Origin of the sequence: Bacillus sp. FSL K6-1006 (assembly GCF_038593175.1) — a bacterium.
Lineage (GTDB): Bacteria > Bacillota > Bacilli > Bacillales > Bacillaceae > Bacillus > Bacillus safensis.
Genome location: NZ_CP151970.1, coordinates 454,998 through 480,459 on the forward strand (window position 1 = coordinate 454,998; position 25,462 = coordinate 480,459).

The window sequence follows — 25,462 nt, forward strand, 5'->3', positions numbered from 1 at the left end:
TGAAAAAGACTGTCAGAGGAATCTCGGCAGTCTTTTTTATGTTAAACAGCAGGCGGGAAAAGCTGATCCACCGTTTCTTTCGTTTCTTTCAGAATTTCATGTATGTAATCTGCAGATGCCTGCTCCATGCTGCTGAACAAAAGCCGTTCGACAGGCTGAACGCCAATAAAATTGAAGACTTCTGTATCAGTTGTCATGTGATGGGAGGAGGTGGAAATCTTATTGGAATTAAGAAAAGTCCTCGGTGCATCGTGGGTGTTGATAATGACACCTTTTTTGTGCCGAAGCAGATTTTCAATCTCTCCATCCTCACTGATCTGATAAGCAAAACCTTCAGAAAAGACGCGTTCTACATATCCTTTTAGCATAGCCGGCAAGCCTGTCCACCATATTGGAAAAATAAACGTCAGCACATCCGCTTGCTGAATCAGCGTCTGCTCTCTTTGAATGGCAATCGGGACATCACCGCATTTGATGGCAGCCTTTTCTGCAATGGTGAGCTCTGGCGAAAAACCTAGGGCATAGACATCACGAACAGTCACTTTATGACCATTGTTCAATAGAGTGCTCACAACAAGATCTAATAAGGTTTGATTTAAGCTTTGCTGGGGATGAGCAAATATGATTACATGGTTCATCTCATAGCCTCCTATGTGGTCATCTGTCTCATTATGTCACGCAGCTTTATCCTATTCAATCCTATATTGGTAATAACAAGTTGGGAAAATGGAAAATAATTGATCGTGATAAAAGTAAACAGTGCGATTTGTACATGTGTAAAGGAAGAAAAAGCGATCGTTTCTAAGAAAACGATCGCTCATACACTTTTATTTCTTTCTAAAAGCAAGTCCAAGTGCAATCAGTGCCACGACTAGAGCAGCAATGGACAGACCAAGGACAAGTGGTGAGGAAGAAGCAGTGGCTGTTTCAGAGGCCTTTTCTTCTTTTGGTTTTTCCTGGCCATGTGAATCCGTTACAGTATTAGATGCCACAATGTTTGTGATGGAATGAGGTTTATCAGCATCTTTATCGCCAGTCCATTCAACGACTGTTCCATCCTTATAATATTGATACGCATCCCAAGCAGCTTCACCTGCTTTTTCAGGGTTTTTCGCTACAAAAACGAATTGCTGGAATTGTCCAGCAAGCACACCTTTACCTGTTGCTTCCCAAGTCACTCTTGTTACCTTGCCATCTTTCTCTTCAGTTGATGTTTTCCAGCCAGGTACTGGCTCATATTGCTGGAATTCTACGCCTTTAGGAATTGTCACGACAACCTTAGTCGTCGGGCTGTCACTCTCAGAAGGAACCTTTAATGTATAGGTCTCCCAAGCATTTGTCGCAGATGTATCAGGCTTGACTGTTACGTGCGCACTCACAGGAATCGCCAATAAAAATGAAGCGAGAAGCATTGGTAATAAAGCTTTAACGTATTTTTTCATATGTGATAACTCCTTTTAGTTTCTTCTAATAAATGTGGTATCGATATTCTTAAAAGAACCAGTTAACGCATGGATTTCAATTTTCCATGTGCCTTTTTCATTTAATAAGAGATTTTCAGCAGAGAAATGACCATTTTTTAATCGTTTCAGCTGAAATTCACTCGGTGTCTCGTCACCGAATAAAGCCACCTTATGGATCTTGGCTGTTACAGATTGAATATCAGTGATCGTTTCGCCATTCTTCTTTGTAAATGCCACTTCGAATGAGTTTTTCCCCGGGGCATTCGGAGTAATGCTCAAGGACACAATATCACGATGCTCAACCTGATTTGCGCCAAAGAAGGGCTCTGGTGCAGGCGGAGGAGGGCTCGGAATATTGGTAAAGACAGCCGTTAATAACAAAATGGCGATCCCGATCATCCATTCAGCTCGTAAGGAAATGCTGCGTTTCTGCTTCTTTTCCCATCTCAGCATCAAGTAATGCATAAGCCCAAGAAGGCCCATGATGATAAATAAACCAAGCTTGATTAAAAAGGTGCGTCCGTATGCTGATTGGAAAAGAGCGTCAAACGATTGCAAAATAAAGATCGCATTCACAAATCCTGAAAACACAATGAGTCCAACGGAGAGCAGTGCCCAAGGATGAAATGCTGCTAGCGTACTCCGTATGAGCGGCTCATCTTCATTTGGCAGTTTCCTCATTAATAGAAGGACAATGGCTGTTAAACCACCGACCCAAATCGAAGCAGAGACGAGATGGATGAAATCAAGTGATGTTGTGAGTATTTTATTGTCTGTTGCGGCTGGATGTCCGATTTGTGCCTTCAGCCAAAGAAGCACTATGAAGAGAAGCAGTGGAAACAGCCAAACTCGAAAAGAAGAGAAATCCCCTTTTCTCACCGCCACAATCGTCCAGATGGTGAGAAGAACAAATGACGCCATAAGCATCATCCAAAGACTACCGCCAGAAGTGGACGCAATCGTTTCTTGTAAAAGCGAAGGCTGAAATGCCCCCCAAAAGGACACGTCTGCCGCTGATTTTGTCTGAATCGGCAGCTGGAACACAAGTGCTCCGCCCATCATGATCAATGACACGGTCAAAAGCCGCTTCATTCGTTTCTCCAATACAGGTGAAATCGTATTCTTAAACCAAAGCAGTCCAAACAAAATGGTCCCAAGGAATAAGCTGAATGACGTATAAAGAAAGGCTTTATCAATAGTTGAAGCCATATCTATGGATTCATCTGTTTGGCCTTGCTCTAATTGGTCAAAACCGCCATCCGCTTTTCCAATACTAAACGGAATCATGCCAGAGACAGAGTGTCCGTCCGCTGATACCGCATTCCACTGAATGGTGTAAATCCCTTTTGGTAAATTCTTTTTTAAAGCTGCTTCCATGATCTTTTGATCTTTAATGACCGTATCTCCTTTATCCACACGATCACCTTTTGCATTTAACACCTTAATGGCATGAAAGCCGCTTTCAATTCCTTCACTAAATGTGATCGAGACTGAAGGAGGCTGCTGATCCAGCTCTTCATTTGCTGCTGGGTTCGAGCTCACGACGTATGCGTGAGCGAATGCTTCCTTTGGAATGAAAAAAGCGAACATGACCATAAGAAGCAGAAGCCACTTACTATTTTTAAACAAGGTGAATAACCGCCTTTCTACCTATGAAAATGTCTCATGTATCAGAAAGAAAGCGGCAGTAAACTGTGAGTCACAGAAAAAACCGCTCTTCCTATTGTACCGCCCTCTTTAAAAGGTAAACGAAACAAACAGCAAGATGGTTCACTTTTTCTGTGTCATGTCTGCGCAGACATTTCTTAATTGAATAGGTTTGATCAATTATAAGCCTATTCGATTTAAGAAGAGGAAACAAGAAGAGACCATTTGAAAGTTGTGAAATTCCCATGAATTTTGTTTCAAAACAACGGCAGATCAACCTTTTCACCTCTTTTGTATTGGGATCTGAAGGTATTTTCACATCATTTTTCAATTTTGTCACACACTATGTGACAAAGTGACATTTAGTTTCAATTGAAGAGAAAGTGAAAGCGTTTTACGATAGGCATAAGGGCTTCACTGAATCTTGTTCTTATATCTTTTGACCTATAAAGCCCTAAATAAAGGGAGAGAAGAAAGGAGTTTTCATAGATGCAGGAAAAAAGCGGATTTCGAGTAAAAGTACAGCGCTTTGGAAGCTATTTAAGCGGTATGATCATGCCGAATATTGGAGCGTTTATCGCTTGGGGACTCATCACCGCATTATTCATTCCAAGTGGTTATTTTCCAAATGAACAATTAAATACACTTGTTGGTCCAATGATCAACTACTTGCTGCCGCTCTTAATCGGTTACACAGGCGGGAAGCTCGTATATGACCATCGAGGCGGGGTACTCGGTGCAACCGCTACGATTGGGGTTATTGTCGGTTCGGACATCCCAATGTTTTTAGGCGCAATGATCATGGGACCGCTTGGCGGTTATCTCATTAAGAAAATCGACCAGCTGTTTAAAGACCGAATCAAATCAGGTTTTGAAATGCTGATTAATAACTTTAGTGCAGGTATTCTAGGTGCCATTTTAGTCGCCATTGCTTTCTACGCCATCGGTCCAGTGGTATTAGGCCTGAATAAAGCCCTTGCGGCAGGTGTAGATATCATTGTCAATGCACATTTACTTCCGCTGGCAAGTATCTTCATTGAACCAGCGAAAGTATTGTTCTTAAACAATGCAATTAACCAAGGAATTTTAGGTCCATTAGGGGTGGAGCAAGCGGCGAAGACAGGCCAGTCCGTTCTGTTCTTGCTTGAAACAAACCCAGGACCAGGTCTAGGTGTTCTTCTAGCCTACATGTTCTTTGGGAGAGGGACTGCAAAGCAGTCTGCACCGGGTGCGATTGTCATTCAATTTTTAGGGGGAATCCATGAGATTTACTTCCCATACATCTTAATGAAGCCAAAGCTCATTTTGGCGGTTATTGCTGGGGGAGCAAGCGGCGTTCTGACCTTTACACTGTTAAATGCAGGCTTAAAGGCTGTGCCGTCACCAGGAAGTATTATCGCTCTTATGCTCATGTCACCAAAAGGCGGCCACCTTGCTGTTCTAGCAGGTGTTGTCGTGGCAGCTGTTGTATCGTTCCTTGTCGCTTCTGTCATTTTGAAAGCGTCTAAAGCAGTGGACGAAGACTTAACAGCAGCAACTGAAAAAATGCAAGACATGAAAGGCAAGAAAAGTGCAGCAGCAGCTGCTCTTACAGCACAAAAAGAAGGTGCTGAAGCAAGCGAGCAAGCAGCATCTCCAGATGAAATCAATCCAGATAACGTGAACAAAATCATCTTTGCCTGTGATGCAGGAATGGGCTCAAGTGCGATGGGTGCGTCCGTTTTAAAGAATAAAGTCAAAAAGGCAGAGCTAGATATTGATGTAACAAATACATCCATCAGCAACATCCCAGATGATGCCGATGTGGTCTTTACTCATAAAGATTTAACAGATAGAGCCAAGGCAAAACTGCCAGGAGCTGTCCATATCTCAGTTGATAATTTCTTAAACAGCCCGAAATACGATGAGCTGATTGAGAAATTGAAAAAATAACATGACGAAACGGGTTGAGTCCAATTTTTCCTAATTGAACTCCCCGTTTTGGTTGTTTTCTGATTTTCCATTCTAAAAAAGGTGTGTGATCTTTCATGAAACAAGTACTTTCAAAAGACAATATTTTTCTAAACGAACAAGCGGGCTCTAAAGAAGAAGCCATTAAAAAAGCAGGCGAAGTCTTAGTGGCAAACGGTTATGTCACAAGTGATTATGTGGACAAAATGTTTGAAAGAGAAAATATTTCTTCTACATTTATGGGCAACGGAATTGCCATTCCTCATGGAACAGAGGATGCGAAAGCGGCTGTCCTTCATTCAGGAATTTCCATTATCCAAATTCCAGATGGCGTTGAATATGGCGAGGGGAATATTGCCAAAGTTGTATTTGGTATCGCTGGTAAAAATAATGAGCATCTCGATATTCTTTCTCAAATTGCGATTGTCTGTTCAGAGGAAGAAAACGTAGAGCGTATCATTCATGCAAAGGATCAGGATGAACTGATCGCCATCTTTAACGAGGTGAACTAACATGAAGGCACTTCATTTTGGAGCAGGCAATATTGGCAGAGGATTTATCGGATCTTTGTTAAAAGCATCAGGCTTTGAGCTCGTTTTTACCGATGTAAATGAAGCGGTGATCAACGAGCTGAATGAAAAAAGAGAATACACAGTGGAACTCGCAGCTCCAGGGCAGCAGCAAGAAGTAGTCGGTCCTGTGTCCGCCATCAATTCCGCAAAAGATCCAGCTGCATTAACTGAGGCAGTTGCAACAGCTGACCTCATTACAACAGCTGTTGGACCAGCTGTTTTGAACATCATTGCTTCATCGATTGCTGAAGGTTTAAAACAGAAAAAGCCTGATCATATCATCAACATTGTGGCGTGTGAAAATATGATTGGCGGCAGCTCTCATTTAAAGGAAGCTGTTTTCTCTCATCTAACAGCTGATGAACAAGAAGCGCTGTCACACACAGTTGGTTTTCCAAACGCTGCGGTTGACCGCATTGTCCCCATTCAGCACCATGAGGACATTTTGAAAGTATCAGTCGAGCCATTTTTCGAGTGGGTCATTGATGAGACAGGCTTTATTGGAGACGTTCCTCAGATCGATGGAGCGACCTTTGTACAAGATTTAACGCCTTATATTGAGCGTAAGCTCTTTACTGTCAACACAGGACATGCACTAGCTGCTTATGTAGGGTACGAGAAAGGCGTTCAAACGATTAAAGAAGCTGTCGATACACCAGAGATTCGTCAAGTGGTCGAAGGTGCACTACACGAAACGGGCAGTTATTTAATCGACACCTATGGCTTTCAAAAAGAAGAACATGATGCGTATATTCAAAAAATCATCAAACGATTTGAAAATGCCTTTATCTCTGATGAAGTCACGCGCGTCGCACGTTCTCCGCTTAGAAAGCTTGGAGCAAATGACCGTTTAATCGGTCCAGCGAAAAAAATCAGACAGCCACAGTATTTAATTAAAGGCATTGTGGCAGCTTTGGCTTACGACTTTACTGAAGACGAAGAAGCTGTTCGTCTGCAGGCATTAAGAAAAGAAAAAGGCATTGAAGGTGTGCTGGAAGAGGTATGTGGACTCTCGCCAGCAGACGATCTTTATCAAGCCATTCTTAAAGAAGCAGCTCATTAATCAGAAAATCCCTTTCCATTGTGAGAAAGGGATTTTTTCTATGACTTTTTTAATACTTTTCCCTGCATGACGATATATAAAGTAAGGGGGAATTTGTACATGAAAAAGAAAGCGTTTGCGTCAAGAAGTGTCTTTTTTCAATTAATGTCTGCCATTATCGTGATCACGATTTTAACAGGTGGACTAGTTGGAACAACGGGTTATTTGTTAGCGAAACATGTCTTAATTGATGCAGGGAAAGCAGATTTAAAGCACATCGTCAGCGGAGCGATGGCCACACTTGAACAGTTGAATGACCGTGTGGAGAAAAAAGAACTGACGCTTGAGCAGGCGCAAGAACAAGCCCGGCTTTACTTGAGCGGGCCCAAAAATGACAACGGGAAGGGATACCAATCTCAAAAATCAGATTTTATCTATAAAAATAAAGGCTATCTGATCGCATATGGCTCTGACTATTCTACCCAGGTTCATCCGGTCAACGACATCGGCGTCATTCCAGATAACACGACCAATCGTCAAAAAATGGTCGCTGGCGCTAATGCAAAAGGTGAGGATGCACACTATGTGACCTATATGGATAAGGACGATGCAACCGGCGAAGAAAAAGAAAAGCTCGCCTATATGAGCCAGTTTACGCCGTGGAATTGGAATGTAGGTATCGCTGTCTTCCAGGACGAATTTTATAAAGAATTAGAGCAGATGAAGCTCTATATTATTCTCATTACGGCAGGTGTCGCCCTTCTGAGTCTAGGCGTCTTTTATTTAGCTGCTCGAGGAAAAGTCAGACTGCTGAAGCAAGTCACTGCTGCTTCAAAGGAAATTGCGGCGGGGAATATTGAACGCACGAACTTAAAGGAAACAACGGATGAAATCGGCCAGCTGGCAAAAGGCTTTAACCATATGTCAGGAGAGCTCAGAACACTGGTGAGCGGTTTACAGGAAACGAGCAGTCAGCTTGTTGAATCAGCGACAGATTTATCGGCGATATCTGAAGAAACCTCAGCCAGCAGTGAAGAAATTGGACGAGCCATCGGAGACATTTCGACTGGAACACTTCACCAAGCATCCGATCTTGAAGTAGCCAATCAACAAATGACCCAGTTTAATCAATCTATTGAGAATGTCAAAGAACAGAGTGATCAAATTAAACGGATTTCCGACCAATCAAGTCAATCATCACAGCAGGGTCAGCAAATCGTACAGCAATTAAAACAATCGAATGAACAATCGATTCAGGCATCTCAAGGCATTAGAGCAGGAATCGAGCACTTAACTACAAAAGTACAGGATATTTCTCAAATCACAGATACGATTGAAAGCATTTCAAATGAGACGAATTTACTGGCGCTGAATGCAAGTATTGAGGCAGCACGGGCGGGAGAGCATGGCAAAGGCTTCTCAGTTGTGGCGAGTGAAGTGCGGAATTTAGCTGAACAGACAAAACAATCAGCCGTTCAAATTCAGCAAATGATTCAAGGCATTAAAGAAGAAACGACGGCAACAGCCGGCATCATGTCGAGCACAATGGATCGTTTTGCCGAGCTGGATGAAGCGGTGCATGCAACAGAACATGAATTCAATGCCATCTCTACATTGATTTCACAAACCATCGTTGAAACAAACGCGATGGCAAAAGAGCTGAATACACTGCTGGAGCAAAACGACCTCATCACTAAAGCCATGCACGGCGCAGCACATGTTTCTCAAGAAAATGCTGCGGCGATCGAAGAAATCACTGCATCCACAGACGAACAAGTGACAGCCATCTCTAATGTGGCAAAAGCAGCAGAAAGACTTAATGAGCTTAGCATGCGATTGAATCAGGACATTGCGCGTTATCGTCTGTAAATCAAAGAGGACCGGATGATTTCCGGTCCTGTTGATTAAGAAGATTTTTTAATAATGATAAATGTTATAACAGAAGAGATTATGGAAATAACAGTGTAACAAACTACCCAAAATAAAAAAGAGAAGTTTCCTTCTGCTAAAGTAAACCAAAACACCAAACTTAAGACAAGAGAAACAAGAGGAGAAATCCATATGTTTCTAAAGATACGTGTACCTAATATTCCAATTAGAATCGACAATATTGGCAAGACGAAAATAATTAATAAAACAATAGATCCCACTAGGTTATCCCCCTTATTACTGAATTAATTCAAGTCGTCCCGTTTCCCAATCTTTTTTTGAGTGAATATCGATGGAATTAGTTAATGTTCCCTTCTTTAAATTATATATATCTACATGTCCTATCACATTTTGTTTTTTTTGAGTAGGATACTTGAAAAACGCATACATATTATCTTTAGAGTATTGAATGTTTTGGAGATATTGTTCTTCTTTTGTATCTTTCATAACAAAAGATTTTATTAACTTAAAATTTTTATCATAGATTAATACTTTGCCCTCAGAGGATGGGATAGCAATATTACCATCATGGAGTAATTCAATTTGTGTTGGAGAAAAAGATTTTTGATTAATTGTAATTTCTTTTTTTATTTTTAAATTAGACTTATTAATTAATAAAATTTTAGATTCTTCATTTTGGTTAACCGTATCGGTTAGGGCTAAAGCTATTGTATCAGAGTCTAACTCTTTAAATGCATCTTTTTCGTTACCTTCAATAAAATAAATCTGTTTATTTGGAATACGTTTATCCGAAATAATTTTATTGTTATTTGGATCAAGAACTTTTATGGATAAGTATTCATCGTCATAGTTGGAAAGTATATAAAATTTCCCATCTATTAACCTTGCAGAGTTGAGCATCCCCTTTAACTTTATATGTTGTTTTTTATCATCGTTGTTGTCTGTCCAATAAATAAATTCGCTCTCATACCCTTTATCTGTATAACCGATATTTATATCTTTAAAAACGTATGAGTTGCTAGCATTAATAAAGAAAGATCCTTCATCTTCTGTTGTTTTTGACATACTTTTTAAATTACCTTCTTTTAGTGAACCTGATTTTTTGTTTATGGTAAAATAATCATTACTTCGACTGCTATTAAAATAAATATTATCCTTGCTTTGTGTGCTGGATATAATACTATAACCAGAATTCAATAAACTATCTTTTATACTATTTCCTTTACTATCAAAGTAAATTATTTCAGTACCGGATTTTAATGTATTGGACAGAGAAATAATAAATGATGTATCCTTCATTTTGGTGAATTTTTTCTCTTTTGGGTTATTTTCTGAATTATTGGCTGTACAAGCTGATAAAATTAAAATAACAAATATACTTAAAAAGATACGTTTACTAAACATTTATAGACATCTCCTTAAAGACTAAAACAACCGTATAAGAAATACGATTGTTTTGAGTTAATTATTTTATTTGTTATGTTTAAAAATCTTAGTATTATTTGACTTTACAAGTTCCATTGGAGTGACAATAGTATCCCATTTGATATTATCAATATCTATGCCTTGATTCTTCCATGCTCTCCATGCAAGCTGTGAACAATAGAAACTTTTAGTAGTGTTTTTGTTTAAAAAATTCCAGTTATAAGGTTTTTTATTTGATGCTTGTTTTTCTGCATATTTAGCTGCTCCAATATATTTAGCGTTAGAAGAACCTTTAACCCATAAACCATAAACTTTTTTCTTCGTATTCCATGTATTCGGGTATTTTCTCACACCATCTTGCTTCTTTGGGCTATAACTTTTAGCCCAAGATTCTACAGTATTTGAGCTGTTTTGGGCTACAATTGCTGCATGTCCAACTCCTATTGAGGCGCTTCCAGAGTTAATTTCATAACTAACTAATACATCTCCCTTTGTGCCCATAGATTTTTTAGTAGACAAAGCAGATATTTTATTTTTCTCTACTTTATATTTAGGATAAAGTTTGTCAATTTGTCCTGAAGTTTCAAGCTGTTTGAACTCTTTTTGATCTTTTTTGTATAATTCGTCCCCTTTAGTTTCAGCGAATTTTCGATCATCTTTAGCGGTCTTAATTAATTCAGTAATTTCTTTATCGCTCATTCCTGATATTTTGTGTTGTTTTATTGCCTCTTTTTCTAAAGAATTTGATTCTGCAGCAAAAGATTGCTGAGAAAACCCAATACCAGTAATTAAAAGTGTAGAACATAAAACAGTTTTAAACGTTTGTTTATTTATCATACTAAAATCTCCCTTCAAATTTATAAGTAAAATATACAATAAAAAAACTGCCCTTTAAACCCATATTTTCAATTTTAAGGTTATTTTAAGGTTTATTTTTACTTATATATTTTGAAAGACTTTAAGTATGATTTACACATATTTGTGTAGAGTGCAAAGAAAGTGAGAAGCTTAGACAATAACAAAATTTCTTTTCATTCCACATTGGTAGTTAGTGCTAGTCTCATTTAGGAAGGTATCTATCGTTACTCTTGAATACATCACTTATTGTTACTATGAAAAGCACTGCAAATCACAATCATTGAGCAAACACCGGCGAAAAAAGCATGTTTTTTTCTCATTCTGGTTCACTCCCTTCAAAACCATTAGGAGACCGCATCACATATTTCAATGAAATGACCATCAGGATCAGACACATAAGCGACCGTTTGACCCCATGGTTTTTTTGCAGGTTCTTTGATGATCGAAATCCCTTTTTCCTTCATTGATGCAATCGTTTGCTCCACATCATCCACAACAAAGCCAATTTCAAACGTGTGAGACGCTTGATTTGCTTCAGGGACAGGCAATCCGAGTGCTTCTTTGACATCTTGGCGTGAATTAATCGATAACGTCACGTCTCCAGTGTCAAACTCAACATAGGATTCAACCCTCAATTTTATTGGGAAACCAAGTACTTGCTGATAGAAATGAATACTCGACTCCACATCGTTTACATATAAAATGGTATATTTCATTTTCATGTGAAAAACTCCTCTCTTCATATACGTGTCAAAAACGGAAAGGTTTCCCACTCATTGTACCATATAGGATATAAGGTGTATTTCGTGCCAAAAAAATCAAAATATTTAGCTCGATAGTCTTGAAAAACAAAAAGTGGTGACATATGATAAAATTGTAAAATTAGAAAAAATAGGGGGATCTTACATGTTGAAAAAAATCATGGTGGCTGTCTTGTCTTTAGGTCTTTTACTAAGCTTTACACAAGTCGACACCCACACAGCAGATGCAAAGACAGTGAAGTACAAAAACTGTAAAGCGCTGAACAAGGTATATAAAGGCGGCGTAGCAAAAAGCAAAAACACGAAAAACAAAGGCGGAAAAACAAAGTACAAGCCATATGTATCAAAAGCACTTTATCAAAAAAACATGAAGCTTGACCGCGACAAAGACGGCATTGCGTGTGAACGCTAAGCACATGTGAAAAGACCTGTAATAAGGTCTTTTTTCTATGGGATCAAACTCGTCCCTTTGTGCCAGCTTCCTCTTTATATTAAAATAAAGATAGTTTCAAAAATCGATACAAAGTGAGGTACTCAATTTGTCAACACAAGCTCATAAGAAAGACATCCGATTGATTGCCATTGATATGGATGGCACGCTGTTAAACAGTGAGCACATCATTCCAGAGGAAAATAAACAAGCCATTAAAGAAGCTGAAGCAAAAGGGGTCCATGTGGTCATTAGCACAGGGCGGACACTGATGACATGCCGAGAGCTGGTTGAGCCGCTCAAGTTATCGTCTTACCTCGTGACAGCAAACGGAAGTGAAATCTGGGATTCAAATTTTCAGCTGATCGAACGAGATCTGCTGCATCCTGATCACGTCCAAATGATGTGGGATTTAAAAAATAGGTACGAAACCGATTACTGGGCTTCGACTGTGGATAAGGTGTGGAGAGGTGAATTCCCTGAACGGATTCATGACCATGAATGGCTGAAATTTGGCTTTGATATTCATGATGATGACGTTCGTGAGGAAGTACTCAATACATTGAAAACAAATAAGCACCTAGAGATCACAAACTCAAGTCCAACGAATATCGAAGTGAATGCAGCCGGCATTAACAAAGCGGCAGCTCTTGCAAAAGTAGCAGAACGCATTGGCTGTACGATGGACAACGTCATGTCACTTGGCGACAGCCTCAATGATATGGCCATGATTCAAGAAGCCGGATTAGGCATTGCGATGGGAAATGCCCAGGAAGTGGTGAAAGAGGCGGCTGATTGGATTACGGCTCCTAACACAGAACACGGTGTTGCAAAAGCCATCCAACATTGGGTGCTGTCTAAATAAGGTGCACTTCATTACAAGAAAAAGTGAGAGGACTTTGCCTCTCGCTTTTTTTGTTTTCTCCTAGTTCGAATGTTATGTTTTCTGCCAATTTCATGTGCAGTCTATCCAAAGTTGGTATAATCAATATAAATTCGAATATTCGGACTTTATATTCCGTATTTCGGAACAACAAGGAGGGATTCTATGTATCAAGTGGATATCAACTGTGATTTGGGAGAAAGCTTTGGTCAATACACAATCGGTGCAGACGAACAAATCTTAGAATATGTCACCTCAGCCAACATTGCTTGCGGTTTTCATGCAGGAGATCCAACGGTCATGAGAAAGACAGTTAGAATGGCACTGGATAAAGGGGTTAAAATTGGTGCGCATCCGGGTTTGCAAGATTTGGCCGGCTTTGGCAGACGTCCAATGGCTATCTCCGCAGAGGAAGCCTATGATCTTGTCATCTATCAAATTGGCGCTCTATCAGCCTTTCTCAAGGCCGAGGGCGGCACGATGCAGCATGTCAAACCACACGGCGCCCTCTACAACATGGCAGCTGAAAATACTGAATTATCTGAATCAATTGCGCAGGCTGTGTATGATGTGGATCCAAACCTTGTGTTATTTGGTCTGTCAGGCAGTGAACTTGCGTTAGCAGGTGAACGAATAGGTCTGCAAGTGGCACATGAAGTGTTTTCTGATCGGACGTATCAAACAGATGGGACGCTGACATCCCGCCGCGAACCACATGCACTCATTGAAGAGGATGAACGGGCCGTCCAGCAGGTTGTTCGTATGGTGCGAGAAAGCAGGGTTCGTACAGTTCAAGGAGAAGATATCGAGCTCAAAGCAGATACGGTCTGCATTCACGGAGACGGCAGCCATGCGCTTCAATTTGCAAAAACCATTACAGCGAAGCTAAAAGAAGCCGGGATTCATCTCAAGGCCTTTCAATAAAAATCGTCATCAAAGGGGGAAACAGCATGAAAACAGAGAAAGTCAAACAAATGAAGGCACCAAAGGGGAATCGGTCTATGCTGATGGGCGCTGCCTTTTTAATGGCGACGTCCGCGATCGGACCGGGATTTTTAACACAAACAACCGTCTTCACACAGCAGCTTGCGGCTAGCTTTGGGTTTGTCATTTTGATCTCAATTTTATTAGATATTTTTGCACAAACAAATGTATGGCGCATCATTGCCGTTTCAGAAAAACGAGGTCAGGATATAGCGAATATGGTGCTCCCGGGTCTCGGGTATGTGCTGGCCTTTTTGATTGTCATTGGAGGACTTGCCTTTAACATCGGAAATATCGCTGGAGCTGGTCTCGGTTTTCAGGTGATCTTCGGTGTCGATCCGCGAATCGGCGCAGGGATCAGTGCTGTGATTGCCATTCTCATCTTTGTGATCAAAGAGGCTGGGAAAGCGATGGACCGTTTTACGCAGGCAGCAGGCTTTGTCATGATTGGCCTGATGCTGTACGTGGCGATTTCAACAGCGCCGCCAGTTGGAGAAGCAGCCGTGAGAACATTTGTCCCAGAGACGATTGATATTTTATCCATTGTGACACTTGTGGGCGGAACGGTAGGCGGCTATATCGTCTTTGCTGGCGGGCATCGCTTGCTGGATGCAGGTATTAAGGGGAAGGAAGCACTGCCGCAAGTGACGAAAAGCTCTATTTTCGGTGTGTTAATTACATCTGTCATGCGTGTGGCACTCTTTCTTGCCACATTAGGAGTTGTCTCAAAAGGCTTGCAGATAGATCCATCCAACCCGCCTGCCTCTGTTTTTCAATTAGCTTCAGGAAATATCGGATATAAAATGTTCGGGATTATTATGTGGGCTGCGGCGATTACATCCGTCATTGGAGCAGCATACACATCTGTTTCTTTCTTCAAAACCTTCTCACCAAAAATTGAGCAAAACCAGCGTGGTATCATCATTGGCTTTATTGCCCTCTCGACCCTTTGTTTTATTACGATCGGAAGACCAGTGAACATCTTGATATTAGTTGGAGCGATCAATGCATTGATTTTGCCGCTCGCCCTTGGCACATTACTCGTTGCGGCGTATAAGAAAGACATTGTCGGAGATTATCGGCATCCATTCTTTTTGACAGTGACTGGTGCATTTGTTGTGGTCATTATGGCGATGATGGGCGGCTATACCATCATTAATGAAATCCCGAAACTATGGAGTTGATTCAGATGAATACTTATCAAACATATGAGCCATCACAGATGAGAGAATTGATTCGCGAAAAAAAGATCACAGGACCAACGGCTGGCTTTGCAGAGGGGTTTGCTCAAGCCAATTTAATGATTGTCAAAAAGGAACTTGCCTTTGATTTTCTATTATTTTGTCAGCGGAATCCGGCTGCGTGTCCCTTGCTTGATGTACTGGACCCAGGTGATCCAGTGCCAAGACGGTCGGCGCCTCAAGCGGATATTCGTTCGGACTTTCCTAAGTACCGTATTTACCGAAAAGGGATTCTTGAAGAAGAGGTGACAGATATCACGGCTTATTGGGAGGATGATATGGTTGCCTTTCTCATTGGATGCAGTTTTACGTTTGAGCACGCGCTTATGCTAAATGACATTCCTGTCCGCCATATCGAAGACGGTCATAACGTACCCATGTATCAAACAAATATAGCTTGTGAAAAAGCAGGAGTCTTTCATGGCCCGATGGTGGTCAGCATGAGACCCATTCCGGCGCATCAAGTCACAAGAAGTGTTCAAGTGACATCTCGATTTCCATCAGTGCATGGGGGCCCGATCCATATAGGGGACCCAGCGATGATTGGCATTTCCGATGTAGATCAGCCTGACTTTGGAGAACCATCTGTGATCAAAGAAGGAGAAGTCCCGGTGTTTTGGGCATGTGGTGTGACGCCGCAAGCCATTGTCATGCATACAAAACCCGATATTGCGATTACTCATGCACCTGGGCATATGTTCATCACAGATCGAAGAGATCAAAAGCTCGGCGTACTGTAGAAAGAGAGGTGTTCTCAAGTGGCTTTTTCAACGATAAAAGATTCCATCACCTACCACCCGCTGGGAGATGCAGCGATCGTCATCCAAGCTGGAGCTGACATACGTGAGGAGATTCATGCACGTGTTGAGCAGCTGTTTGCATGTATTGAACAGCACCCATTTGAAGGATATGTAGAAGCGGTTCAAGCCTTTACAAACGTGACTGTTTTCTACGAGCCTTATACCGTTCATCAATCGGCCCAGCTTCAAACACATGACCTATCTCCATATGAATGGGTCAAAGGCTACATTGAACAACTTCTTGAAGACAAATGGCAGGAGGGAGTTCAGGTAAAGCGCCGCATCGTTGACATTCCAGTCTGTTACGGGGGAGCGCTGGGCCCTGATTTAGAAGAGGTTGCCCGTATCAATGGTTTAACGCCAGAGGAAGTCGTGCGTATTCACACTGCGGGCACGTACCTTGTCTATATGATTGGATTTGCCCCAGGGTTTCCGTTTTTAGGCGGGCTGTCTGAAAAGATCGCAGCACCACGCAGAGAAACACCAAGAATGTCCATTCCAAAAGGCTCTGTTGGTATTGCAGGAAAGCAGACAGGCGTTTATCCAATTTCTACACCCGGGGGCTGGCAGCTCATTGGACAAACCCCGCTGCCGCTTTTTCGCCCAGACGATGAAATTCCGAGTCTATTGAAAGCAGGGGACGAGGTCAGATTTGTCCAAATGTCTGAAAAGGAATTTTTCAGCATGAAGGAGGCAGAATGTTGAGTATTCATGTCATCAAGCCAGGGATGTACACAACCATTCAAGATAAAGGGCGTCAAGGCTATCAAAAGTATGGTGTCTTAACGAGCGGCGGCATGGACCCGCTCTCACTTAGAATCGCCAACATTCTCACCGGTAACCAAGAAAACGAAGCCGTGCTGGAAGTCACGTTGATGGGGCCGGGGCCTGTGCTCACATGTGAGAAGGATCAGCTCATTGCCGTCACTGGTGCTGATGTAGAGATTGATATTGATGGAGAGCGGGCACCGTTATGGAAGCCGCTTTTTGTCCGATCAGGAAGCACGATCACCTTTGGTCTTTGTAAGAGAGGCTGCCGCGTTTATCTTGCTGTGGCAGGTGGATTTGATGTGGCGCCAGTCATGCAGAGCAAAAGCACTTATGTCAGAGCAGGAATCGGTGGACTGAAAGGACGACCGCTTGAAAAAGGCGACATTCTGCCTGTTGGAGAGCCGTCTATCGTAGCAGATCATTTGTTTGATAGGCTGAAAAATAAAGTGAATCAGACGGGGTACGGCGCACCCGATTGGACAGTGAGTCATGATCATTTTTTGCCGCTGCGGAAATCGCCAGTGATTCGCGTGCTGGCAGGCAGGCATCTTTCTTTTTTTCAAGAAACATCTCAAACTGCTTTTTTTGAGCAGCCTTATCAGGTCACACCCCAATCAGATCGTATGGGCTGCCGGCTGAAGGGGGAGCCGGTTCATTTAAAAGAAAAGCTGGAATTGATCTCAGAAGCTGTCGCCTTTGGATCTATTCAAATTCCACCCGATGGCCAGCCGATTATTCTGCTGGCAGATCGGCAGACGACAGGCGGATACCCGCGTATTGGAGAAGTAGCAACTGTTGATCTGCCGCTTATTGCACAGGCGATGCCTGGGGCAAAGCTGTATTTTGAACAAATAGATCACCGGGATGCAGAGCAGGCGTTATTTAAGCAAGAAGCCGAACTGAGGGAGCTGGCCGCAAGAATCAAGCTGGAAGCATTCTCGTTTAGAAAAGGTGAAGAAGATGCAAAACACAAATAAAACGGTTGTGAAATCAATGGAGATTTTGCGGCTGTTTATCGCTCACGATCAATTAACATTAAATGAAATGATCGAGCTTTCCGGTATGCCGAAAACATCTGTTCATCGTATGGCGAGCTCTTTAGCTGATATGGGGCTGTTAGAAAAGCAAGAAACGGGTGTTTATCGATTAGGCTTGATGTTCCTTGAATACGGTCAGCTTGTGGCGGACCGCCTTGATATTCGAAGGATTGCAAGACCATTTATGGAAAGCTTACGGGATGAAGTAGGTGAAGCTGTACAGCTCATTGTTCGTGAGGGCGACGAAGCCATTTACGTGGAAAAGATTGAAGGTACGCAGCCTGTTCGTCTCTACACCGCCGTCGGCAGACGGTCCCCCCTATATGCGGGTGCCTGTGCGAGAAGTATTCTCTCCTTTTTGCCAGAGAGCGAGAGACTTGCCTATATTGACTCAATTGAGCTGGGGAAGATCGGAATTGGGACCATCACAGATAAAGAGGTTCTAAGAAACATGCTGGAAGAATCAAATGCACGGGGATATACGCTAAGCTATTCTGAGCTTGAAAACTATACAGCTGCGATTGGAGCCCCAATTTTCAATCATCTGGGGGAAGTGGTAGCAGGTATTAGCATTGCAGGATTTGAAGCAGGATATCAAAAAGAACGCTTACCTTACTTAATTAAACAGGTGAAAAAAGCCGCCAGTGATATTTCGAGGGAATTAGGATTTTCATCTGAACAAATAAAAAGCCAATGACCGTAAAGATCATTGGCTTTTTGCGTGCAGTTATTAGAAAGTTTTTCCTAAAGCTTTCGCACGTTCGATTGCATCTGCTTTAATTTGCTCTGCTTTCGCAGGCTCAGCATTGTGACCTTCAACGATAAGACCTTCGAAAGAAGGAATTCCGAAGAAGTTAGCGATTGTACCAAGGTAACGGTGACCTGCTTCAAGTTCAGCAGCAGGACCTTCAGAGTAGTATCCGCCACGTGCTTGGATGTGAAGAGCTTTTTTGTCTGTTAATAATCCAACAGGACCTTGCTCAGTGTATTTGAATGTTTTACCAGCTACAGCAACAGAGTCGATGTATGCTTTAAGAACTGGTGGGAATGAGAAGTTCCAAAGTGGTGAAACAAATACATATTTGTCAGCAGAAACGAATTGATCACTTAATTCGTTTAGACGAGCAACTTTCGCTTGCTCTTCAGCTGAAAGTGTATCGAAACCAGCGCCAGATTGAAGTTTGCCCCAGCCAGCGAATACATCTGCATCAATGTGAGGGATGTTTTCTTTGTACAAATCGATATGTACAACCTCGTCACTTGGATTTGCTTCCTTATAAGATTCGATAAATGCCTTAGCAGTAGCCATACTGTAAGAAACTGTTTCATCATGCGGATGTGCAGTGATGTATAAAACTTTTGCCATGTTCATTCAATCCTTTCTGTTTCGGTTATTTTTTTAGCGTATCCCAATGATACACTGAATATGTGGCATCTTTAATCATATTGGAATGCTATGAAAAAGATGTAACAAGCACAGTTACATGAAAACTGATATTTTCATTGTAATCACAATGTAGTTTGAAGTCAAGGTATAAAGTCTCGAAATCAAGATAAAAAGTTTGTAAATTTTTCTGGAACGCGTAAACACGCAGTTTTCAGCGCAAAAAGCTTACTCTTATTGAACAAAAAATCGTTCGATATCGCAAGTAAAGAGTTTGTAAAGGCACTGCATCTCAAAAAAGATGGATGCCCCTAAGTCATCTGCTACAAGCAACTGTTCTCCGAATTCGTATATATAAGAGAAGGCAGGAGAGAGTGAGGGATAAGAGTGGGACGATCCTATGTTGCGATTGGAGATTCCTTAACAGTTGGGGTGGGGGCACGTTTATTTGGCGGAGGATTTGTTCAGCGATTTTGGTGGATGCTTGAAAAAAAGACACATGCACCGGTCGAGCTGTCCGTATTTGCAAAATCAGGGTTAACGACTGATCAGATTTTACAGCTCTTCAAACGGTCAGAGGTGAGACGTGCAATTGCAGCTGCTGACATCATCACTATTACAGGCTGTGGAAATGACCTTGTTCAAGCTGTTCAGCAGTATGAAGAAGGTGAAGATGAAAAGAAACTGCTGCAAGCAGTCATACATTGTCAGGCGAATTTTAGCAAGATGATTCAAAAAATTGCTCAGATCAAAAAAGGGCAGCATCAGCCTTACTACGTATATTTCATGAATTTATATAATCCATTTCCGCAAATACCAATAGCCGGGCGGTGGCTTCAGCAATATAATCAACAACTTCGTTTGCTTGCTGCGAATCCGCATGTAGAAGTTGTGGATGTGTACCGGGCGTTTGAAGGGCATGAAAGAGCCTACTTATCGATTGATCAATTTCATCCGAATCCTAAGGGATATGAAGCAATGGCAGAAGCATTGTTTAAGGCATACTGTAAACAGCTGTAATCCGTGGGATTGCAGTTTTTTTCATCCTTTTCAATAAATGACGGTTTCGATATGATAAAAGAAACGAAGGCGAAAGAGGTGTGCAGGCATGGAGGAGATTAGTGCATATTTTCAAGAGATGACTGGAACGGCTTATGAAGTGGGAAAACAGCAGGCTGTCTGGCTTAAGGAGAACCCGCTGCTAAAGACACAATATATTCGGACAGAACCGGTAACACAACAGGCTGTGAAAGAAACGAAGCAGCTGATCCGTCCCTTTCTTCCTCAATTAGATGAAGAGTTTGCTGGTTTTTGTGATGAAATGCAATTAGATGAGCGTTATTTGACCTTTTTCTATTCATCTCATCTTCAGCCAGGCTGTTCCCACTGTGTGAGGCAGGGGAATATGGCGGCAGGTCAACAAACGGTCATGCTTCGTAACTATGATTTCTCCCCGATTTTTGATGATATGCGTCTTGTGACGACACATGTAAAAGGCTCGGCATATCATACAGGCTCGTCGCTGCTCTTGTTTGGCAGATCTGATGGGATGAATGAGTATGGTCTTGCTGTGACTTTCTCTGCTTGCGGTCCGCCGGTTGGCAATGAACCCGGTTTAAAACCCCCAGCAGTGGCTGGTTTGCAGGTGTATCATGTGATTCGCTCTGTTCTGGAATCCTGTCAAACGATCGAGGAAGCCATTCGCTCTATCCAGGAAATGCCCGTTGCCTCAAATGTTCATATCATGCTTGCCGATCGAAAAGGAGAGGCGGCTGTGATTGAAATCATTGATGGTCAAAAAAGGGTGAGAAGACCGGAGAGAGGTTATATTGCGGCAACAAATCATCCGGTAGCTGATCAAACAGCAAAAGGGATGACCAAACATCATTCTGTGGTCAGATACGATATGTTAATGGAAGCGTTAAAAGAACAACGATCAAGTGATTCTCTTGTGAAACTGTTCCAGACAGAATATCCTGATGGTCTGGCTGTGCACAATTATGAGGAGCTGTTTGGAACGATGCGAACCGTCATGTTCCATCCGGAAGAAGGCACAATCGATTATTGCTTTGGCTCTCCAGTATACAATCCGACTTATTCTTTAAAAGCGGGGGGTTCACTGCCTTTTCAAGAACAAAAGGTTCAATTTCATCAAAAGGATTATGGACCGTCATTTTGGAGAAGTGTCTGATGATCCCTTGTTTATATTTTGTCACAGCCGCTGTGCCAAATTCAGATCAACTTAAGATTGCAACGCTCGTTGAAAGCGTTTTATATTAAGGTGTGACAATAGACCTATTTATACAGAAGGAGGCATTTCATGTACATAACGGCACGAGAACAGAAAGTCATTAAATACATCATTCAGCAAAATCGTTATGTCACCATTCGTGAGATAGCCGATTCTGTTCAGGTGAGTACTAGAACGATTCATAGAGAACTAAAATCCATTAAACCAATTTTGAAAGATTATCATCTTTCATTAGATAAACAGCCGGGGAAAGGCTTGAAGGCAGTCGGCGAACAGGAGGATAAACAGCGGCTTCTTGCTCATATGTCAAATGAGGATCAAATCGAATATAGCTCAGATGAACGAAAGCTCTTAATTCTATGTGCGCTGCTTGAAGCGAAGGAACCGGTGAAATTATACACACTCGCAGCTGACTTGCAGGTAACAAATGCGACGATCAGCTATGATTTAGATGAACTGACGGAGTGGATTGCTCCATACGGTTTGCAGCTTATCCGCAAGCGCGGGTACGGCATTGAATTAAAAGGGCCGGAGGAAGCAAAACGAAAAATTGTCGGCAATCTCATTGTTGACCGGCTCGACATTCAATTGTTTTTAGAAACGATTGAAATGAATATCAAACATCGAACGAAAGCAACGGAAAAGGTGTTTGGCGTTGTCAGCAGAGGACAGCTGCTAAAGGTAGAAAGGCTGCTCTTTCATTTGAAAGATCGACTGTCACTCTCTTTATCTGATAGTGCCTATATTGCACTTGTTGTTCACTTAACCTATGCTATTGAACGTATTCAGCTTGGGGAAACCATTCGAATGGAAGAGGAAGAGCTGCTGGAATTAAAGCGGACGAAGGAATTTGAATCATCACTTCGAATGGCAAGAGCGCTTGAACGCATGTTTAATGTGGAGATCCCTGAAGCGGAGGTCGGATATATGACCATCCACCTTCGCAGCGCAAATCGCAGCTTTCAGACTGAATACCGTATTGATGAAATTGAGCTGGATATAGCGCTGAGAACGAAAAAGCTCATTGATTTTATTTCAAATAAAACCGGCTATCATCTCAATGAAAATGATTCATTGTATGAGGGGCTCGTGTCTCATCTTGAGCCTGCCATGAACCGTCTAAAGGAAAAGATGAGAATCTATAATCCGCTCACACAACAAATTAAAAAAGACTACTTTTTGCTGTTTATGGCGATTGAAGAAGGAGTCGAGCGTTTCTTTCCAGAGATTGAATTTCCAGAGGATGAAATTGCCTTTCTTGTGCTTCACTTTGGCTCAGTGCTTGAAATCAAAAAAGAAGAAACAAAAATTCATGCGCTGGTTGTTTGCTCAAGCGGGATTGGTTCATCTAAAATGCTCGCCTCCCGGTTGAAAAAAGAATTGCCGGAGATCGCCAAATTCGATCTATCCTCTTTGATGGAGCTAAAGGAAATCGATGCATCGAGCTATGACATGATTGTCTCGACCGTTCCAATCCCATATGAGCATATCGATTACATCATGGTCAGCCCCCTTTTAAACGAGGATGATGCTATGCGTGTGAAGGCTCATATTAAACGGAAGATTCCTTATATCATCGAGAAAAAAAGAATAAAAGAACCTCCCGAAGAATTGGTGCAAGAAACCGTTGATATGATGGCGGTGGCAGAGCAGGTGACGAATTATATGTTTGTGATTCGCAGCATCCTGTCCCATTTTACCATCGAAAAAAGAGAGACGATGCCGCAGCATGATGAAACCATTAGGCAGCTGCTTCGTCAGCTTGAAGAGGAAGGATTTATCATACATGCAGATGATGTGGCGGGCGGCCTTTTGGAACGTGAACAGCAAGGCGGCTTAGGCATACCTGGCACTGAATTTGCTCTTTACCATTTAAAGCATACATTCATCAAGGAACCAATCTTTCATATTTATGATCTTGATCAGACATACGAGGTTAAAAGCATGGATGGCGGGCAGCAGCAGATGTCACGAATGCTCATGATGCTGGCGCCGCAAGAGCTTGGCAAGGAAGGGTCAGAAATGTTTAGTCTGATCAGTTCATCCATCATTGAAAGTGAAGAAAGCATGGCGCTTTATGGACAAGGAACAAAGGAAAACATTGAACAGAAATTACATCAGCTTTTCTATCAATTTGTCAAAGAGGCAAAGTGGTAAGAAAAAGGCCGAGAGCTTATTCGCTTCTCGGCTTTTTTGCTGTGACACAGACAGCAAGGGTAGGGCGAATTTCTTCATACTCAATAGAAAATTCATCAAACCCTGCAAACTGCAAGTCATTTAATATGTTTTCACCCATCTCTTTTGTCCGATTGGCGTCAGCTCCTTTTTCTCTTGGCTGCATCACAATAACGAGTGTCCCGCCTGGTTTTAAGGTGTGATAAAGATTGAGTAAGCCCGTTTTTGGATCATCCCAAATCGTAAAATTGTTAACAGACAGTACTTTGTCATACTGCTCTCCGGGAAGACGTGTTTTCTCGATTTTGCCGACATACAGACGAACCTGTTTGTCTTTTGCCCGTTTGCTGACGCGGGACTGTGCTTGCTCCTGCATGGTGGAAGAAGCATCCAGCCCATCAATGTGAAGGTCTTGATAATGCTTGAGCATATGTTTGATACTGTAGCCGGGTCCATAGCCAATTTCCAGAATGTTTTCACCATCTGTCAAATCTAAGTGGCGGATGGCCCATTGATTCAATGCTTTATTTTCATTTGCCATAATGAGTCCAGCAATGCTTCCGAGCCAGCCTTTTGGTCTGCTAAAGGTTTTCGAAATAGACAGCATGTGAGAACGCTCCTTTTTGATGATCATGTAACCGATTTTTCCCCTCTTCAAACATGCTGATTTTCGGGAACACATCAGTACAGCTTCATGATGTTTGAGAGAAAAAATGAGGTGGTAATGAAAGGATACATCAACAAATCAAGGAGGAGCTTACACATGGATTTACGTGATTATTTAACAAATGGCATTCCGCGCCAAACGCAGGATCAGCAGCCAGGCAGTGAAAGAGAAATGAATCCAGCGCCGATCTTTGAGGATGAATCATATCAAGGTTCTGGCAAGCTAAAAGGAAAAGTGGCCCTGATTACAGGTGGAGATAGTGGAATTGGACGGGCAGTATCTGTTGCCTATGCAAAGGAAGGTGCACATGTTGCCATTGTGTATTTAAATGAACATGAGGATGCAGAGGATACGCAAAAACGTGTAGAACAAGAAGGCGTCAAATGCTTAACGATTGCAGGAGATGTCGGTGACGAAGCCTTCTGTGAGAAAGCAGTAGAAAAAACAGTTGAAGCCTTTGGTCAATTAGACATTTTAGTAAATAATGCGGCTGAACAGCATCCGCAAGAACGTATTCAAGATATTTCGAGTGAACAGCTTCACCAAACCTTTAGAACCAACTTCTATTCCTATTTCTATTTTACGAAAAAGGCATTGGATTATTTAAAACCGGGAAGCTCCATTATTAACACAACATCCATTAACCCATATAGAGGTAACCCAGTGCTGATTGATTATACGGCAACAAAAGGAGCCATTAACGGCTTTACGCGTTCTATGGCACAATCGCTTGTGAAAGATGGGATTCGAGTGAACGGTGTAGCGCCAGGTCCAATTTGGACGCCGCTCATTCCATCTACATTTGATGAAGACAGTGTGGAAAGCTTCGGAGCAGAAACTCCGATGGGAAGACCAGGACAGCCTGTTGAGCATGTCGGCTGCTTTGTACTGCTGGCTTCTGACGAATCGTCTTATATGACAGGACAGACACTTCATGTCAATGGCGGTTCCTTTATGAATACATGATCTACCGCGGCACCGCCCAGCTTTGATTGGGCGGTGTTTTTAGTATTTCTTGCGATTTTTCTGCACAGATATGACAGACCATACGATTATGCCTACAACAACTGCCGCAATGACAAGTGAGCTCAAATGAAACATCGTTTCATGATGCATGTTCAATTTCTCCCTTCATTGAACCTGTTTTTTATAGCATCAGCCAGAAGGTCTCTTTTTATGAAAAACACATTTCTTTGTTTAATGAATGGGCTGTCGTGGAAACCTACGTATA

The 25,462-nt window shown here is 42.0% G+C and carries 25 protein-coding genes; 16 read left to right on the forward strand and 9 right to left on the reverse strand.

Annotated features, from left to right (window positions below; translation table 11 throughout):
- Positions 1-41: 41 nt before the first annotated feature.
- The 3 genes from NSS65_RS02180 to NSS65_RS02190 all read right to left on the reverse strand — a co-directional run bounded on the left by NSS65_RS02180 (position 42) and on the right by NSS65_RS02190 (position 3,092).
- On the reverse strand, positions 42-638 hold the full coding sequence (locus NSS65_RS02180) for an NAD(P)H-dependent oxidoreductase (RefSeq protein ID WP_034283793.1): 597 nt from the start codon (positions 636-638) through the stop codon (positions 42-44).
- A gap of 189 nt (positions 639-827) precedes the next feature.
- Positions 828-1,442 carry a DUF1775 domain-containing protein gene (locus NSS65_RS02185; RefSeq protein ID WP_041106532.1) on the reverse strand — a complete coding sequence of 205 codons (615 nt, stop codon included), beginning with the start codon at positions 1,440-1,442 and terminating at the stop codon, positions 828-830.
- A gap of 15 nt (positions 1,443-1,457) precedes the next feature.
- Positions 1,458-3,092, reverse strand: coding sequence for a copper resistance CopC/CopD family protein (locus NSS65_RS02190; protein WP_342467349.1), 1,635 nt, complete (start codon positions 3,090-3,092; stop codon positions 1,458-1,460).
- Between the two features lie 507 nt (positions 3,093-3,599).
- Here NSS65_RS02190 and NSS65_RS02195 point away from each other — a divergent pair.
- The 4 genes from NSS65_RS02195 (at position 3,600) to NSS65_RS02210 (ending at position 8,543) form a co-directional block, all read left to right on the forward strand.
- Positions 3,600-5,042 carry a PTS mannitol transporter subunit IICB gene (locus tag NSS65_RS02195; RefSeq protein WP_034283798.1) on the forward strand — a complete coding sequence of 481 codons (1,443 nt, stop codon included), beginning with the start codon at positions 3,600-3,602 and terminating at the stop codon, positions 5,040-5,042.
- A gap of 95 nt (positions 5,043-5,137) precedes the next feature.
- Positions 5,138-5,572 (forward strand): PTS sugar transporter subunit IIA, encoded by a 435-nt coding sequence (locus tag NSS65_RS02200; protein WP_012008933.1) that lies wholly within the window; start codon positions 5,138-5,140, stop codon positions 5,570-5,572.
- Position 5,573: 1 nt separating this feature from the next.
- Complete coding sequence (locus NSS65_RS02205; RefSeq protein WP_264316037.1) at positions 5,574-6,695, forward strand: mannitol-1-phosphate 5-dehydrogenase; 1,122 nt, start codon at positions 5,574-5,576, stop codon at positions 6,693-6,695.
- A 99-nt stretch (positions 6,696-6,794) separates the two neighbouring features.
- A complete protein-coding gene (locus NSS65_RS02210) occupies positions 6,795-8,543 on the forward strand; it encodes a methyl-accepting chemotaxis protein (RefSeq protein ID WP_264316038.1) in 1,749 nt (582 codons plus the stop codon).
- Positions 8,544-8,578: 35 nt separating this feature from the next.
- Here the strand turns inward: NSS65_RS02210 and NSS65_RS02215 are convergent, their stop codons facing one another.
- The 4 genes from NSS65_RS02215 to NSS65_RS02230 form a co-directional block, all read right to left on the reverse strand.
- A complete protein-coding gene (locus tag NSS65_RS02215) occupies positions 8,579-8,824 on the reverse strand; it encodes a DUF2651 family protein (RefSeq protein WP_080701244.1) in 246 nt (81 codons plus the stop codon).
- Between the two features lie 16 nt (positions 8,825-8,840).
- Positions 8,841-9,968 (reverse strand): hypothetical protein, encoded by a 1,128-nt coding sequence (locus NSS65_RS02220; RefSeq protein ID WP_034283802.1) that lies wholly within the window; start codon positions 9,966-9,968, stop codon positions 8,841-8,843.
- A 66-nt stretch (positions 9,969-10,034) separates the two neighbouring features.
- Positions 10,035-10,826 carry a septation ring formation regulator EzrA gene (locus NSS65_RS02225; RefSeq protein WP_034283804.1) on the reverse strand — a complete coding sequence of 264 codons (792 nt, stop codon included), beginning with the start codon at positions 10,824-10,826 and terminating at the stop codon, positions 10,035-10,037.
- 365 nt (positions 10,827-11,191) lie between these two features.
- Positions 11,192-11,569, reverse strand: coding sequence for a VOC family protein (locus NSS65_RS02230; protein WP_342467350.1), 378 nt, complete (start codon positions 11,567-11,569; stop codon positions 11,192-11,194).
- 184 nt (positions 11,570-11,753) lie between these two features.
- Between NSS65_RS02230 and NSS65_RS02235 the strand changes: the two genes are divergently transcribed.
- The 8 genes from NSS65_RS02235 (at position 11,754) to NSS65_RS02270 (ending at position 18,451) form a co-directional block, all read left to right on the forward strand.
- Positions 11,754-12,020, forward strand: a complete 267-nt coding sequence (locus NSS65_RS02235; protein WP_080943500.1) for an excalibur calcium-binding domain-containing protein — start codon at positions 11,754-11,756, stop codon at positions 12,018-12,020.
- Positions 12,021-12,147: 127 nt separating this feature from the next.
- Positions 12,148-12,903 carry a Cof-type HAD-IIB family hydrolase gene (locus tag NSS65_RS02240; RefSeq protein ID WP_024425552.1) on the forward strand — a complete coding sequence of 252 codons (756 nt, stop codon included), beginning with the start codon at positions 12,148-12,150 and terminating at the stop codon, positions 12,901-12,903.
- 183 nt (positions 12,904-13,086) lie between these two features.
- Positions 13,087-13,845 (forward strand): 5-oxoprolinase subunit PxpA, encoded by a 759-nt coding sequence (locus tag NSS65_RS02245; RefSeq protein ID WP_046313918.1) that lies wholly within the window; start codon positions 13,087-13,089, stop codon positions 13,843-13,845.
- Between the two features lie 26 nt (positions 13,846-13,871).
- Positions 13,872-15,089 carry an NRAMP family divalent metal transporter gene (locus tag NSS65_RS02250; RefSeq protein ID WP_034283809.1) on the forward strand — a complete coding sequence of 406 codons (1,218 nt, stop codon included), beginning with the start codon at positions 13,872-13,874 and terminating at the stop codon, positions 15,087-15,089.
- A 5-nt stretch (positions 15,090-15,094) separates the two neighbouring features.
- Positions 15,095-15,886, forward strand: a complete 792-nt coding sequence (locus tag NSS65_RS02255) for a putative hydro-lyase (RefSeq protein WP_326134955.1) — start codon at positions 15,095-15,097, stop codon at positions 15,884-15,886.
- Positions 15,887-15,904: 18 nt separating this feature from the next.
- Positions 15,905-16,651 carry a 5-oxoprolinase subunit PxpB gene (gene pxpB / locus NSS65_RS02260; protein ID WP_046313919.1) on the forward strand — a complete coding sequence of 249 codons (747 nt, stop codon included), beginning with the start codon at positions 15,905-15,907 and terminating at the stop codon, positions 16,649-16,651.
- Entirely contained in the window at positions 16,648-17,694 is a 1,047-nt protein-coding gene (locus NSS65_RS02265) for a biotin-dependent carboxyltransferase family protein (protein ID WP_098677283.1), read from the forward strand. The genes pxpB and NSS65_RS02265 overlap by 4 nt, the downstream gene beginning before the upstream one ends.
- Entirely contained in the window at positions 17,678-18,451 is a 774-nt protein-coding gene (locus NSS65_RS02270; RefSeq protein ID WP_041116704.1) for an IclR family transcriptional regulator, read from the forward strand. Before NSS65_RS02265 ends, NSS65_RS02270 begins: the two co-directional genes overlap by 17 nt.
- A gap of 33 nt (positions 18,452-18,484) precedes the next feature.
- Here NSS65_RS02270 and NSS65_RS02275 read toward each other — a convergent pair whose 3' ends face one another.
- Positions 18,485-19,120, reverse strand: a complete 636-nt coding sequence (locus NSS65_RS02275) for an FMN-dependent NADH-azoreductase (protein WP_024425558.1) — start codon at positions 19,118-19,120, stop codon at positions 18,485-18,487.
- 405 nt (positions 19,121-19,525) lie between these two features.
- On the opposite strand from NSS65_RS02275, the gene NSS65_RS02280 reads away from it, so the two are divergent.
- The 3 genes from NSS65_RS02280 (at position 19,526) to NSS65_RS02290 (ending at position 23,546) form a co-directional block, all read left to right on the forward strand.
- On the forward strand, positions 19,526-20,158 hold the full coding sequence (locus NSS65_RS02280) for a GDSL-type esterase/lipase family protein (RefSeq protein ID WP_098677282.1): 633 nt from the start codon (positions 19,526-19,528) through the stop codon (positions 20,156-20,158).
- An 88-nt stretch (positions 20,159-20,246) separates the two neighbouring features.
- The gene (locus NSS65_RS02285) at positions 20,247-21,329 is read left to right on the forward strand and encodes a C45 family peptidase (protein ID WP_081123996.1); all 1,083 of its coding nucleotides are present in this window, start codon (positions 20,247-20,249) and stop codon (positions 21,327-21,329) included.
- Between the two features lie 129 nt (positions 21,330-21,458).
- Entirely contained in the window at positions 21,459-23,546 is a 2,088-nt protein-coding gene (locus NSS65_RS02290; RefSeq protein ID WP_214755621.1) for a transcription antiterminator, read from the forward strand.
- Positions 23,547-23,562: 16 nt separating this feature from the next.
- Here the strand turns inward: NSS65_RS02290 and NSS65_RS02295 are convergent, their stop codons facing one another.
- Positions 23,563-24,171: a class I SAM-dependent methyltransferase gene (locus NSS65_RS02295; RefSeq protein WP_034283827.1), complete on the reverse strand. Its 609-nt coding sequence runs from the start codon at positions 24,169-24,171 to the stop codon at positions 23,563-23,565.
- Between the two features lie 156 nt (positions 24,172-24,327).
- Between NSS65_RS02295 and NSS65_RS02300 the strand changes: the two genes are divergently transcribed.
- Positions 24,328-25,197, forward strand: coding sequence for an SDR family oxidoreductase (locus NSS65_RS02300; protein ID WP_034283829.1), 870 nt, complete (start codon positions 24,328-24,330; stop codon positions 25,195-25,197).
- Positions 25,198-25,462: the final 265 nt, after the last annotated feature.

Bases quoted from the DNA above. Each gene is read 5' to 3' on its own strand.
- NSS65_RS02180 (WP_034283793.1), bottom strand. From the start codon at position 638: ATGAACCATGTAATCATATTTGCTCATCCCCAGCAAAGCTTAAATCAA.
- NSS65_RS02185 (WP_041106532.1), bottom strand. From the start codon at position 1,442: ATGAAAAAATACGTTAAAGCTTTATTACCAATGCTTCTCGCTTCATTT.
- NSS65_RS02195 (WP_034283798.1), top strand. From the start codon at position 3,600: ATGCAGGAAAAAAGCGGATTTCGAGTAAAAGTACAGCGCTTTGGAAGC.
- NSS65_RS02200 (WP_012008933.1), top strand. From the start codon at position 5,138: ATGAAACAAGTACTTTCAAAAGACAATATTTTTCTAAACGAACAAGCG.
- NSS65_RS02205 (WP_264316037.1), top strand. From the start codon at position 5,574: ATGAAGGCACTTCATTTTGGAGCAGGCAATATTGGCAGAGGATTTATC.
- NSS65_RS02210 (WP_264316038.1), top strand. From the start codon at position 6,795: ATGAAAAAGAAAGCGTTTGCGTCAAGAAGTGTCTTTTTTCAATTAATG.
- NSS65_RS02220 (WP_034283802.1), bottom strand. From the start codon at position 9,968: ATGTTTAGTAAACGTATCTTTTTAAGTATATTTGTTATTTTAATTTTA.
- NSS65_RS02225 (WP_034283804.1), bottom strand. From the start codon at position 10,826: ATGATAAATAAACAAACGTTTAAAACTGTTTTATGTTCTACACTTTTA.
- NSS65_RS02230 (WP_342467350.1), bottom strand. From the start codon at position 11,569: ATGAAAATGAAATATACCATTTTATATGTAAACGATGTGGAGTCGAGT.
- NSS65_RS02235 (WP_080943500.1), top strand. From the start codon at position 11,754: ATGTTGAAAAAAATCATGGTGGCTGTCTTGTCTTTAGGTCTTTTACTA.
- NSS65_RS02245 (WP_046313918.1), top strand. From the start codon at position 13,087: ATGTATCAAGTGGATATCAACTGTGATTTGGGAGAAAGCTTTGGTCAA.
- NSS65_RS02250 (WP_034283809.1), top strand. From the start codon at position 13,872: ATGAAAACAGAGAAAGTCAAACAAATGAAGGCACCAAAGGGGAATCGG.
- NSS65_RS02255 (WP_326134955.1), top strand. From the start codon at position 15,095: ATGAATACTTATCAAACATATGAGCCATCACAGATGAGAGAATTGATT.
- NSS65_RS02270 (WP_041116704.1), top strand. From the start codon at position 17,678: ATGCAAAACACAAATAAAACGGTTGTGAAATCAATGGAGATTTTGCGG.
- NSS65_RS02275 (WP_024425558.1), bottom strand. From the start codon at position 19,120: ATGGCAAAAGTTTTATACATCACTGCACATCCGCATGATGAAACAGTT.
- NSS65_RS02285 (WP_081123996.1), top strand. From the start codon at position 20,247: ATGGAGGAGATTAGTGCATATTTTCAAGAGATGACTGGAACGGCTTAT.
- NSS65_RS02290 (WP_214755621.1), top strand. From the start codon at position 21,459: ATGTACATAACGGCACGAGAACAGAAAGTCATTAAATACATCATTCAG.
- NSS65_RS02295 (WP_034283827.1), bottom strand. From the start codon at position 24,171: ATGCTGTCTATTTCGAAAACCTTTAGCAGACCAAAAGGCTGGCTCGGA.
- NSS65_RS02300 (WP_034283829.1), top strand. From the start codon at position 24,328: ATGGATTTACGTGATTATTTAACAAATGGCATTCCGCGCCAAACGCAG.